This is a genomic window from Phosphitispora sp. TUW77, assembly GCF_048453025.1.
Taxonomy (GTDB): Bacteria; Bacillota; Thermincolia; order Thermincolales; family UBA2595; genus Phosphitispora.
Window position 1 is genome coordinate 2,332,497 of sequence record NZ_CP156677.1, and the last position, 12,771, is coordinate 2,345,267.

General features: G+C 43.3%; 9 protein-coding genes and 1 other annotated feature. Of the genes, 1 reads left to right on the forward strand and 8 read right to left on the reverse strand.

The annotated features are described in order from the left end of the window. Positions 1–118: 118 nt before the first annotated feature. From ABFY19_RS11305 to ABFY19_RS11320, 4 genes are all read right to left on the reverse strand, one after another. The gene (locus tag ABFY19_RS11305; RefSeq protein ID WP_418790754.1) at positions 119–754 is read right to left on the reverse strand and encodes a redox-sensing transcriptional repressor Rex; all 636 of its coding nucleotides are present in this window, start codon (positions 752–754) and stop codon (positions 119–121) included. A 62-nt stretch (positions 755–816) separates the two neighbouring features. Continuing rightward, on the reverse strand, positions 817–1,653 hold the full coding sequence (locus ABFY19_RS11310; protein ID WP_418790755.1) for an SPOR domain-containing protein: 837 nt from the start codon (positions 1,651–1,653) through the stop codon (positions 817–819). A 137-nt stretch (positions 1,654–1,790) separates the two neighbouring features. Further along, positions 1,791–3,083 carry a bifunctional folylpolyglutamate synthase/dihydrofolate synthase gene (locus tag ABFY19_RS11315; RefSeq protein ID WP_418790756.1) on the reverse strand — a complete coding sequence of 431 codons (1,293 nt, stop codon included), beginning with the start codon at positions 3,081–3,083 and terminating at the stop codon, positions 1,791–1,793. Continuing rightward, the gene (locus tag ABFY19_RS11320) at positions 3,080–5,737 is read right to left on the reverse strand and encodes a valine--tRNA ligase (RefSeq protein WP_418790757.1); all 2,658 of its coding nucleotides are present in this window, start codon (positions 5,735–5,737) and stop codon (positions 3,080–3,082) included. Before ABFY19_RS11320 ends, ABFY19_RS11315 begins: the two co-directional genes overlap by 4 nt. Positions 5,738–5,836: 99 nt before the next feature. Next, positions 5,837–6,065 (reverse strand) — a binding site (T-box leader). Positions 6,066–6,279: 214 nt separating this feature from the next. On the opposite strand from ABFY19_RS11320, the gene ABFY19_RS11325 reads away from it, so the two are divergent. Further along, positions 6,280–8,103, forward strand: coding sequence for a methyl-accepting chemotaxis protein (locus ABFY19_RS11325; protein ID WP_418790758.1), 1,824 nt, complete (start codon positions 6,280–6,282; stop codon positions 8,101–8,103). Between the two features lie 35 nt (positions 8,104–8,138). On the opposite strand, the gene ABFY19_RS11330 is transcribed toward ABFY19_RS11325, so the two are convergent. The 4 genes from ABFY19_RS11330 to lon all read right to left on the reverse strand — a co-directional run bounded on the left by ABFY19_RS11330 (position 8,139) and on the right by lon (position 12,678). Next, positions 8,139–8,552: a TIGR04086 family membrane protein gene (locus tag ABFY19_RS11330; protein WP_418790759.1), complete on the reverse strand. Its 414-nt coding sequence runs from the start codon at positions 8,550–8,552 to the stop codon at positions 8,139–8,141. Between the two features lie 15 nt (positions 8,553–8,567). Then, on the reverse strand, positions 8,568–9,566 hold the full coding sequence (locus ABFY19_RS11335) for a sodium:calcium antiporter (RefSeq protein WP_418792597.1): 999 nt from the start codon (positions 9,564–9,566) through the stop codon (positions 8,568–8,570). A 219-nt stretch (positions 9,567–9,785) separates the two neighbouring features. Further along, positions 9,786–10,370, reverse strand: a complete 585-nt coding sequence (gene yihA, locus ABFY19_RS11340) for a ribosome biogenesis GTP-binding protein YihA/YsxC (RefSeq protein WP_418790760.1) — start codon at positions 10,368–10,370, stop codon at positions 9,786–9,788. A gap of 1 nt (position 10,371) precedes the next feature. After that, positions 10,372–12,678, reverse strand: coding sequence for an endopeptidase La (gene lon, locus ABFY19_RS11345; RefSeq protein WP_418792598.1), 2,307 nt, complete (start codon positions 12,676–12,678; stop codon positions 10,372–10,374). Positions 12,679–12,771: the final 93 nt, after the last annotated feature.

Sequence of the window (12,771 nt, forward strand, 5' to 3'; positions counted from 1 at the left end):
GTTTTTCCCCTAAATTCATCTTGTCGTTAAAAAAACACCCCCCTATCACAGGGGAGTGTTATAAGTAACCGTTCCTTCTAATCTTGTTTATATGCTCACATTCACTTTTAAAATCAGATTATTGCATGTCCTTAAGACAAAGATGAAAGGTCAGTATTTCCAGGCGGGTTGATAAATCAACATCCCTTACCTCAACATCTGCCGGAACTGATAATACAGTCGGGGCAAAATTAAGAATCACCTTGACTCCGGCATTCACCATCTGGTTTGCAGCCTCTTGAGCAGCTGTTGCGGGAACAGTAATGATTCCAATCCTGACATTGTTATCCCTAATTACCTGTTCAAGCTTCTCAGTTCCCAACACCTCTAAATCCATCAATCGTTTACCGACTTTTGACAGGTCATTATCAAATACAGCAAGTATATCAAAACCACGTTCACGAAAACCGCGGTACGAAACAAGGGCAGAACCCAGATTACCGGCTCCCACTACTACAACCGACCATGTATTATTCAGGCCAAGAATTTTCAGGGTGTGTTTAAGCAAATCCTTGACATTATAACCAACACCCCTTGTCCCAAATTCTCCAAAATACGCCAGGTCTTTTCTGACCTGTGCCGGGCTGACACCTACACCTTCGGCGATTTCCCCCGAAGAAATAGTAATAATACCTTTTTTGTTAGCCTGTTCAAGATAACGTGAATAAACCGACAATCTGACTATAGTAGCCTCAGGGATCTTTAAATTTTTCAATTCATTCCCTCCTTTATGCCCCTTCCTAAAAATTATATCACGCGACTGGAGCTTGAACAATGCTAAGTTGCGCTAATATTATTAATTTCCTGGCAGAAAAGCAAATAATTGTCTATGAATTCCAGTAGTTTGTACTGTAATAATACAATCATATCAGGGTCTTGAAGTTCGAAACATTCGTTCAGCTGAGTATGAAAATTACTTATTGACTGATCAACATTCCTGAACCTTGTGTTCATCAGGTGATTTTTAAATTTCACTTCGCTTTCCGGCAATGGTATTTTTTGATAAACTTCTTCCAGCACGCTGAAACGGTTACGCTCTTTCCTGAAATCCAATATTTCCGATGATCCTGAAGGAAGTACTATCAAGACTTCCTTTAGCCATGCTGTATAAGCTTTTAATACGGGACTGATTTCTTTTATGAACAATTCACTGTCTTTACCATACTGCAGGTTTTTCCCATTTATTACAACTGCACCTGTAAAACTTCCATAACCATATTCTTTAAGCTCCTGCTTAAGCTGTTCGGTGTCCTTCCGTTCCCGAAAAACGCCGACCCATATCCGATAAGGCGCATATTTGGTTATATACGGATTATAGCCCATGTCTCGCAGCGGTTTAGCTGCTTCCAGGGCGCCTTCAGGGTCTGAATAAACACCAACTTGAAGATAATACACCGGAACAGGATCCAGAAGAAGATTGTATTTTTGCACCTGAGCCGCTGCCGGCCTGGGATCACCGGTCATAACCCGTGTACTTTCAGGAAGTTTGTCCTCACCGATTATCATTAGAAACGTTTTTCCTAATAAATAAGCCCCGGCAAGAGATGCTGCAGATACCCCGAAAAAACACAGCAAAATACCAATAGCGGGCCTAAACCTTATAATTAGGCGCATATAGCCCCACCCCCATAAACAGAACGCTTACACTCTTTAGAATATCTTATGGACAGGTTAAGAAAAATAGACCAAAAAAAGAGGAAACACTCTCAATTTGAGACATTTCCTCTACTTCATTTTACTTCGGTTTCCAGTTACTTCCCGTTGAACAGTTCTCTGGCCTCGGCCACCATATAAAGTGATCCAGTGATACATACCATGTCTTCAAAGCCGGCCATTTCTATACCTTTTTGCACTGCCTGATGAATATTTTCAATCAGATAAACCTCACTCACATATTTCCTGACTTCATCAGCTATTTTTTCCCAGTCCCCTGCCCTGGGGGAATTAGGTTTTGTTACCACAACCGCCTTGGCCAGTGGAGCCAGCATGGAGACAACCTTTTCCCTCTCTTTGTCTCCAAGCATACCAAATACTAAAATTAGATCCCTGTAGGAGAACACCTCTGTCAGCGCCTTTTTTAAGGTTGCCGAACCATGAAGATTATGAGCCCCATCAAGCACAACCCTGGGATTTTCCCTGACTGTCTCCAAACGTGCCGGCCATTTGGCCTCCGCAAGGCCACGGGTAACTGTCTCAGCATCAAAGGAATATCCATACCCAGCCAGCAGCTCAATCACAGCCACAGCAGTTGCTGCATTGACCACCTGGTGATACCCGGCAAGCCTTATAAATACATTTTCATAAGACTTCTGGGCAGTGAAAATATCAAATTCCTGGCCATCAGGTGTACTGTTTCTTAACTGCCAGGTAACCTCACGGCCTATCTCTACCAGGCGGCAGATCTTTTCCTGGGCTGCCTGCCGAATAACCCTGAGTGCTTCAGGGTCATCAGCAGCTGTTACCACAGGCATGCCTGGTTTGATTATTCCTGTTTTAACTTCTGCAATCTCCTTGACCGAATTACCCAGGTAGTCCATGTGGTCCATAGCCACATTTGTAATTACCGAAACCAATGGTATAACTACATTGGTAGAATCAATAGCTCCCCCCAAGCCTACCTCCAGAACAAGAAAATCCACCTTCTCAAGATAAAAGTACAGGAAACCAAGTGCGGTACTGACCTCAAACTCAGTAGGATGTTCAAAGCCTCCGGCAACCATTTGCTCCAGATGAGGCCTGAGAAGAGTCATCATTTCAGCTATACGGTCCCTGCTAATATCAATACCGTTAATCTTATACCTTTCACAATAAGAATGAATATGAGGTGAAGTAAATATTCCTATTCTGTAACCCGCGGCCTGCAAAATAGCGGCAATCATCGTAGCCGTAGAACCCTTTCCGTTGGTTCCGCCTACATGGATAACCCTGATTTCCCTGTGAGGGCTCCCAAGTCTCCTTAACAGTTCCTCAATCCGGTTCAACCCGAAGTTAAAGCCAAACTTGGTGAGGTTTTGCAAAAACTCTATTGATTCTTCAAAGTTCATTTTGACCCGTTCCTTTCAAGACTTTTCAGCCTTTCCTCCAAAGTATTTTTCTTTTCCATAAATCCCGCCAATTTTACTTTTTCTTTTTCAACGACATCATCCGGCGCTTTATCAAGGAAACCTTTATTGGATAGTTTACCATTTACCCGTAAGAGTTCCTTCTCCAAAACGTCCAGTTCTTTTTGGAGCCTGGCAATCTCTTTGTCTATATCTATTAAATCCCTAAGGGGAATAAATATCTCCAATCCCCTGGTCATAGCCGTAACCGCCTGTTCCGGCTTAGTTTCAAGGGAAATGGTAACCGCTATTTCCGATGCCGCTCCTAACTGCTGAACATATTCCCTGCCATCATTTAAAGCAGCAAAATTAATATCACTATTTGCAGCAATTATAATTTCCGCTTTCCGTGAAGGCGGAACATTCATCTCAGCCCTGAGGTTTCTTACTGCCTTGATAGTTTCCATAATAACAGTCATTTTTTCCTCAGCTTCAGTATCATTTAACGAATCGCAATAATCTGGCCACTGTTGTGTCATAATGGTCTCTCCCTCGTGAGGAAGATGCTGCCAAATTTCCTCGGTAATAAACGGCATCATCGGGTGGAGCAGTTTAAGGGTATTTGAAAGTACATGCCAAAGCACATACTGAGCCGTCTTTTTGCTGGCTTCATCCTTTTTCCCATATAGTGCAGGCTTAACCAGTTCAATATACCAGTCACAGAACTCATTCCAGATAAATTCATAGAGTACCCTGGCTGCCTCACCAAGGTCGTACCTTTCCATGTTCCTGGCAACTTCCCCAGCAGTTTGGTTATACCTGGACAATATCCACTTATCTGCCACGGAATACTCCTGACCGGCTTCTTCCGGACTGAACCCTTCTAGGTTCATCATCACAAACCTTGAAGCATTCCATATTTTATTAGCAAAATTCCGGGTGTTTTCCAGACGCTCAAAATGAAACCTCAAATCATTCCCAGGGGTATTACCCGTAATTAGCATAAACCTAAGAGTATCAGCACCGAATTTGTCAATGACTTCTATGGGGTCAACACCATTATTCAAGGACTTGCTCATCTTTCTGCCCTGTGAGTCAAGTATCAATCCATGAATAAAGACTTCAGTAAAAGGAACTTCATCCATAAACTCCAGAGCCATAAATATCATCCTGGCAACCCAGAAAAATATAATATCCCTCCCGGTGACCAGAACAGATGTTGGATAGAAATGTTCCAACTCAGGGGTTTTTTCAGGCCAACCCAGAGTGGAAAAAGGCCAAAGTCCCGAACTGAACCAAGTATCCAGGACATCAGTATCCTGTTCCAATTGTTTGCTGCTGCACTTGGTACAAATGTCAGGCGGCTCGATTTCACAAATTACTTCTCCGCAATCCCTGCAGTACCATACGGGTATCCTGTGCCCCCACCACAACTGGCGTGATATACACCAATCACGGATATTTTCCATCCAGTTCAGGTAGACTTTTGTAAACCTCTCAGGAACAAACTTGACTTTGCCTTCTTTGGCTGCCCTAATAGCCGGTTCAGCCAAGGGACCCATTTTAACAAACCATTGTTTTGAGATTATGGGCTCCACAGTTGTTGAACACCGATAGCACTGGCCCACTGCATGAGTATGGTCCTCGACCTTAAGAAGGAAACCGCCTTCCTCCAAATCCTTTAAAATTTCTTTACGACATTCGTACCTGTCCATATCCTGATATTTGCCAGCCTCTTCATTCATAGTGCCGTCAAGATTCATCACATTGATTTCTGAAAGGTTGTGCCGTTTGCCAACCTCAAAGTCATTAGGGTCATGAGCAGGAGTTATTTTAACCACACCTGTCCCGAACTCAGGATCAACATATGTATCGGCAACTACCGGGATTTCCCTGCCTACGATAGGAAGGATTACAGTTTGACCTATCAGGTGACGATAACGGTCATCATCCGGATGAACTGCCACGGCAGTATCGCCAAGCATGGTTTCCGGCCGTGTAGTAGCAAGATAAACATAATCATCACTGTGTTTTATAGGGTACCTCAAATGATAAAAACAGCCCGCCTGTTCCTTGTGTTCCACCTCAATATCTGAAATGGTAGTATGGCACTTAGGACACCAGTTTATGATGTAATTGTCCTGATAAACCAGCCCTTTTCGGTACAGGTCCACAAATACCTTCTGAACTGCCCGGGAACAGCCCTCATCCATGGTAAAACGTTCCCGGTCCCAGTCACAGGAAGAACCGATAACCCTCAACTGACTGGCTATCCTGCCATGATACAGCTCTTTCCATTCCCAGACACGTTCCAAAAATTTTTCACGACCCAAATCATATTTGGAAACTCCTTCTTTGGCAATCTGTTCTTCAACTTTAGCCTGGGTTGCAATTCCGGCATGGTCTGTACCAGGTACCCAAAGCGTATTATACCCCTGCATTCTCCGCCACCTGATAAGGATATCCTGAAGTGTATTATCCATAGCATGTCCCATGTGCAGTGCTCCGGTGACATTAGGCGGGGGCATCACTATAGTAAACGGTTTCCTGTCCTTTTCTACTTCAGCATGAAAAAAACCGTTTTTTTCCCAAAACTCATAAAGTCTCTTTTCAACCTGCTGCGGATCATATGTAGTCGGTATGTTTTTCTCTTCCATTTTTATCCTCCCGGCCTTTTGGTTTTTTCCCTTTACTATTGGCTCCGGAAATTTCCATGAGCTTACAGTATTTCATAAAAATAAAAAACCTCTTTATCCACTAAGGACGAAAGAAGTTTCCGCGGTACCACCTTAATTCCGGATACCATAAAAAAGTTCCGGCTCTCGTGATTGCTGTAACGGGCTGCCCGGCGCAGCCTACTGAAATCTTTCGACGGCGCAACTCCAGAGCGACTTCAGATTCTGTTACCATCAGGGGGTCTCTCAGCCAGGGGGCCCCCCTCTCTGTGAGGTCAGGTATCCTACTACTCTCCTTCAACGTCTGTTAATATATTTTATAACAAACGGAGCAGTGTTGTCAAATTCGTAAATTTTGTCAAAAATTGTTGTTTTATGTCAATTTTTTTGTTATTATTACGATTGATATACCAATGTAAGTTTATTTATAACATGATAAGGGAGGTGGTTTGTTCCACTTAAAGTTATCTTACTTTATCATACATAAAACAAAAATCATCAAGAGTAGGGCGGGTGAAAAAAATATGATTGGGAAGATTAACAAAAGCATTCAATGGAAGATTAACCTTACAACAGCACTGATAATATGTATTGCCCTTATAGCATCATCATTTGTAACTTACCGGCGGGAAACCGGGATACTTCAAAATGAACTTGAAGACAAAGGCAAGATGATACTGGCACCCTATGTCAGCATCGCTAAGAATTCTATTAATAGCGGGAATTATACCCTCTTAAGAAATGCTTATAAGGAACTTATGGATTTTGATGATGAGGTTAGATACCTGGTACTGGTTGACAAAACCGGCAAAGCCCTTGTTCACAGTAATCTTGAAAGAGAGGGCCGGGTTTTCAATGACCCCGTAGGTATAAAAGCAGCCACTTCCATTGAGCCTCTCACCCAATTATACTACCGTGATACAGGAGAAGTGCTTTATGACGTTTCATATCCGGTAAAAATTAACGGACAGCACTGGGGAGCCATGAGGGCAGGAATACCGGTTGAGGTTCTGAAAACAGCCCAAAACTCCGCCCTTAAGTCGGCCGTACTTATTGCATTCTTAGTAGTCGCTGTCTCACTTTTGCTGATGGCATTTGTTGTAAAGCGTATCTTGGACCCGATTAATCATGTAGTTGAAAAAACCAGGCTTGTTTCTGAGGGTGATTTTACCCAAACTGTTGAAGTAAATTCAAAAGATGAAATAGGCACAATGGCAAATGCTTTTAATGAAATGATTACTAATATCCGTTCTCTAATTAATCAAGTTAAAGAGGCTGCTTCACGTGTCGCAGAAATGAGCATGCAATTATCTAAAAACTCCGGTGAATCCTCCCTGATAATTTCACGCGGTGCTGCCGCTGTTCAGGAAGTTGCAAACGGAAATACAAGCCTTTCACAAAACATCTCTGAAATAAGTAAAGTAGTAGAACAGTTGAGTGAAACTATCAGGCATATCGCTAGCGGTGCCCAGGAACAGGCTTTATCGGTCACAAAGGTATCAACTTCCGTTGGGGAAATGGCAACAGCTATAGAAGAGGTTGCTTCAAGTGCCGGTGATGTTTCTGAAAGTACTATGAAAACAGTAACTGTAGCCAAAAACGGCAGCCAAGCCGTTTCGGATACTATTAACGGAATGGGCAAAATAAAAAGTAAGGTATATGAAACTGCACAAAAAATTAAAGAACTTGGCCAGAGTTCCCAACAAATCGGTGAAATAATTGAAGTCATTGACGAAATTGCTGATCAAACAAACCTGCTGGCCTTAAATGCCGCCATAGAGGCCGCAAGAGCCGGGGAACATGGAAAAGGTTTTGCTGTTGTAGCTGATGAAGTCAGAAAACTTGCAGAAAGGTCCGGCTCAGCTACCAAAGAAATTGCCGTCCTGGTAACAAATATCCGGGAAGGCATTGACCGGGCAGTTAACGCTATGGAAGAAGGAACCAATGAAGTTGAGGAAGGAGTTAACCTGGCAACAACCGCAGGAAAAGCTCTTGATGAAATTACGGCAACTGTCGATAAGGTTCTTGATCAAGTAAATGCAATTTCTGCCGGTGCCCAGCAGGCAGCTGCAAGCAGCAGTGAAGTTGTACAAAGTATGGAAACTGTGGCTGCAGTAACTCAAGAAAATACAGCGGCCACAGAACAGATGGCTGCAGGCAGTGAGCAGGTAGTATCATCTATTAACCATATTTCTGCAATTTCACAAAACAGCACTTCAGCTGCTCATAACATTTCGGTTTCCACTCAGGAAATGGCAGCCTCTGTAGAAGAAATTGCCGCTTCATCCAAAGCGCTGTCACAGATGTCTGAGAAACTTGATTTGCTTGTGCAAAAATTCAAAGCATAAAACACAATGTCAATGTGATTCGGGGCTGAAAATTTTCAGCCCCGGAGATATTTTCTTCTAACTTTCTGTCTTTTCAGGGGCCTAAGGTTAATTCCAGTGACTCCCCCAAATGCCCCGGCAAGTAATATCCCAGCCGATGAAACCAACTCGGCCGCTCCAAACTCAGCAATTGGAAACATAACTGCCTTCAGAACCATGATGGCAAAAAGGTAAAATACTGCTACCACTCCTCCTTGAAGCCAGCCAAGTGTACCATCTGCCATTCCTGCACTTAACCCACCCAAAATAACACTTATATAAGCTATAATCATTAAGCCTGGCTGCAAGTAAATCACTTCTGATCCTGTAACTGTTCCATAAATAACCAAAACTGCAAACCAAAAGGCAGCACTAAGAAACGCAGTTTTTCCCCCGATGCTCACAGCTTCCAGAAATGACCTTATATTCACACCCTTACCTCCATCCTAAATTTTATGTCCTATAATTAGAAAAAGGAACAGGCTGTAAAACACCCCCCCTGATAATAAGGTATATGCCCTCAAGTAACCCTTAAGGGATAGAAAAACATATATCATTGCCGCTGACGAAAGAGCTACCAGGGCACAGGTAAAAGCAGCCTTATTAAGTACCCATGGTGTCATTAGAATACCGATTGCCGGAATGATTGAACTCTGAAACACCATGGCACCTGTTATATTCCCCAGAGCCAAGGTATCTTTTCCCCTGCTGACCCAGATTATGCTGTTAAACTTTTCGGGTAATTCCGTAGCCACCGGAGTGATAACTACCGAAAGAATAAAAGGAGCTATGTCCATTATCACCGCCAGTTTTTCCATTGAGTGTACAAATAATTCTGCTCCACAGATAATTCCGCCAACCGCCATCAATACCTGTAACATTATAAATCTGAACCGGGGTATAGCAGATGTCCGCTGCAGCAGCAAGGGCTTCAGGTCTCCCCCTGCCACATATTCACCACTGGTAATGGTTTTATAAACATATAAAATGTACGCGGCTATCAGCCCAACTGCCAAAATTAGTTTATATAAATGACTACTTAGCAAGGCCGCCAATATTGCTATGGAATAAATAACCAGAAAATATTTAAGGTCCCGCTTCATTACACTGTTATCAATCATCATAGTGGCCCTTCTCCTGCCAAAGAGAGCAAAAATGAGAGCTGCCGCTCCGGTAACAAAAAGTGCCAAGGTACCCAACATAAACGGGGCTCCCAGAATAGCGCCAACACCTATTTCCGTTGCTGCCTGACTGGTTCCCAGGCCGATAGCAATTACAGGAACCAGAGTTTCCGGCAGTGCTGTGCCCACTGCGGCTAATATACTGCCCACTGCCCCTTCCGAAAGCTTCATCCTGCGTCCCAGCCATTCTATCCCATTGGTAAAAAGCTCAGCACTGACCAAAATTATTCCTAGCCCTATTAAAAGCATCCCAATATTGACCATGTTTTCACCTCTTTCTGCATGCATTAAAAAGTATGCAAAAAGTAGCGTAATAATAACCCGAAAAAGTCGTTACATGAAGAGGGGCAGATGTATTCCTCAAGGATGGCTACAACTCAGCTTGTTACGGCTCCTGCTGCGCAGTCACCGGCAAGCTGACGTCAGACTCATCCATTCGGAACACATCTACCCCTAGTTAACTACTTTTAAGTATCAAAAAAATCAGATCATTTTTTCACTAATTAAATTCCACAACTCGTCCTTGCCCTGGCCTGTTTCTGCCGAAAATATAATTACTGGCGTATCAGGCAGTGGAACAAGGGTTTCCTTTATCAAACGAGTATGCTTTTGCCACTTTCCCCTGGCTATTTTATCAGCTTTTGTGATTACCAAAATGGTTGGAATGCCGTAATGTTTCAGCCATTCATGCATCTGGGCATCCTCTTTGCTGGGGGCATGCCTGATATCAAGAAGGTGAATAACTGCCCTGAGGCTTCCCCTGTTAAGGAGATATTCCTCAATCATTTTACCCCACCCAGCCTTTTCTGTCTTGGATACTTTGGCAAACCCATAACCTGGTAGGTCCACAAAATAAAAGCTATCATTAATATGATAAAAATTCAACAGCCTGGTCTTACCAGGTGTACTGCTGGTTCTGGCCAATGCCTTCCGGTTAAGCATCCGGTTAATCAGAGATGACTTACCTACATTTGACCGTCCCGCAAAAGCTATTTCAAACTGTCCGTCCTCAGGGTACTGCTTTGGCCCCACAGCACTAATCGTATAATTTGCGGAAACTATACGCATACTACGACTTCCTTAGAGCCCGCGCTAAAACTTGGTCCATATGCTCTACCAGGACAAATTCCAGCTTGTTTTTTACCTTTTGCGGGATATCTTCAAGGTCTTTACGGTTTTCCTCAGGCAGGATAACAGTCTTAACTCCTGCCCGGTGGGCTGCCAGTACTTTTTCCTTAACCCCGCCGATAGGGAGAACGCGCCCGCGCAGAGTAATTTCCCCGGTCATGGCTATATCACTTGCTGTTTTTCTGTTGGTAAGCGCAGAAGCAACAGCAGTAGCCATGGTAATACCGGCTGAAGGTCCATCTTTAGGTATAGCCCCTTCAGGAACATGAATATGAATATCATATTTTTCATAAAACTCCAGAGGGATTCCTAATTCTTCTGTCTTAGAACGAATATAACTGAAACCAGCCTGTGCCGATTCTTTCATAACATCACCGAGTTTCCCGGTAAGTGTTAGCTTGCCGGTGCCTTTAAGGGCGGTTACTTCTATCGCCAGCACATCACCGCCTGTTTCAGTCCAAGCCAATCCTGTAGCTATGCCTACCTCATCTTCTTTTTCTGCCACACCATACCTGAAACGTGGTATGCCTAGGAAGTGGCTTAAGTTTTGAATAGTAGCCTTAACATTCCTGGATTTGCCCTGGACAATTTCCCGGGCTGTTTTTCTGCATATAGTTGCAATAGTTCGCTCCAAGTTGCGTACCCCAGATTCCCTGGTATACTCCCTGATAATCTTGCGAACCGTATTTTCAGAAATAGAAAGCATATTATTTTTTAACCCATGTTCCTGCAGCTGTTTTGGAATCAGGTACCTTGATGCAATATTAACCTTCTCTTCCTCGGTATAGCCTGAAATATAAATAACCTCCATCCGATCCAGCAGTGGACGCGGAATTGGATGCATTGTATTGGCAGTCGTAATAAACATTACATTCGATAAATCAAATGATGCCTCAATATAGTGGTCACTAAATGTGCTGTTTTGCTCAGGATCAAGCACTTCCAGCAGGGCAGCCGAAGGATCACCCCTGAAATCCATACTCATTTTATCAATTTCATCCAAAAGAAATACCGGGTTATTGGAACCGGCCTGCCTGATACCCTGGATAATCCTGCCAGGCAAAGCCCCGACATAGGTGCGGCGGTGCCCCCTGATTTCAGCTTCATCACGCACTCCTCCCAGGGACATTCGGACAAATTTGCGTTCCAAAGCCCTGGCAATAGATTTAGCCAGGGAAGTTTTGCCAACTCCGGGCGGCCCAACAAAACATAAAATGGGTCCCTTCATTTTTTTAGCTAATTTTCTGATAGCTAGATATTCCAGTATCCTCTCTTTGACCTTATCCAATCCATAGTGGTCTTCGTTAAGAATTATTTCAGCTTTATTAATATCAAGCCTATCTTTTGTCTTTTTGTTCCACGGCAGAACCAGCAGCCAGTCAAGATAAGTCCGGATTACACCGGACTCTGCAGCCATAGGAGGCATTTTTTCCAGACGCTCTACTTCTTTAAGTGCTTTTTCCTCAACTTCCTTCGGCAGCTTGGCCTTGGCAATTTTATCCCTATATTCTTCACTTTCTGCTACTTTTTCGTCTTTTTCGCCAAGCTCTTTCTGGATGGCTTTTAATTGTTCCCTGAGATAATATTCTTTTTGCGTCTTCTCCATCTGTTTTCTGACCCTTAGGTTGATTTTACGTTCTAATTCCAGAATTTCAAGCTCCTTTGAAACAATCCCACACAGAATCTCTAACCTCTTGGCAATGTCGACAGCCTCCAGAACCCGCTGTTTGTCTTCAATTTTCAGAGCCAGATGTGATGCTATTATATCGGCAAGCCGGCCAGGTTCTTCCAGGTTAACCACCGTAACTACAGTTTCCGGTGGTATTCTCTTACTCATTTTAACATAATGTTCAAACTGGTTAACCAAACTGCGCATCAAAGCTTCGATCTCTGATGTGATATGCCCGGTTTCGGGATATTCAGTAACTTCCACCTTAAAATAAGGCTCATAATCAATATAATTTTCAATTTTTGCCCTTGACAGGCCTTCCACCAAAACCCTTATGGTTCCTCCCGGCAATTTTAACAACTGCTTGATTTCTGCAACAGTTCCTATTTCATATATGTCTTCCTTAGCCGGTTCGTCAGTTTGGGCCTCTTTCTGGGTAGCCAAAACAATTATTCTATCCTGAATCATTGTTTCTTCAATAGCCTTGACTGATTTTTCGCGTCCCACATCCAAATGTATAATCATATAAGGGAAAACCAGTATACCCCGTAAAGGAAGCAGCGGAAGCCGGCGCCTGATTTCTACCGGTTCTTCCTGCTTGCTTGCCCTTACTTTTCCTTTTCCTTTTTCCTCATCTGTTTCCTTTGTTTTATCCTCTTCTACCACTTAAGA

Excerpts from the sequence above, each read along its gene's own strand:
- yihA (WP_418790760.1), bottom strand. The coding sequence starts at position 10,370 with ATGCGTATAGTTTCCGCAAATTATACGATTAGTGCTGTGGGGCCAAAG.
- ABFY19_RS11315 (WP_418790756.1), bottom strand. The coding sequence starts at position 3,083 with ATGAACTTTGAAGAATCAATAGAGTTTTTGCAAAACCTCACCAAGTTT.
- ABFY19_RS11320 (WP_418790757.1), bottom strand. The coding sequence starts at position 5,737 with ATGGAAGAGAAAAACATACCGACTACATATGATCCGCAGCAGGTTGAA.
- ABFY19_RS11335 (WP_418792597.1), bottom strand. The coding sequence starts at position 9,566 with ATGGTCAATATTGGGATGCTTTTAATAGGGCTAGGAATAATTTTGGTC.
- ABFY19_RS11325 (WP_418790758.1), top strand. The coding sequence starts at position 6,280 with ATGATTGGGAAGATTAACAAAAGCATTCAATGGAAGATTAACCTTACA.
- ABFY19_RS11310 (WP_418790755.1), bottom strand. The coding sequence starts at position 1,653 with ATGCGCCTAATTATAAGGTTTAGGCCCGCTATTGGTATTTTGCTGTGT.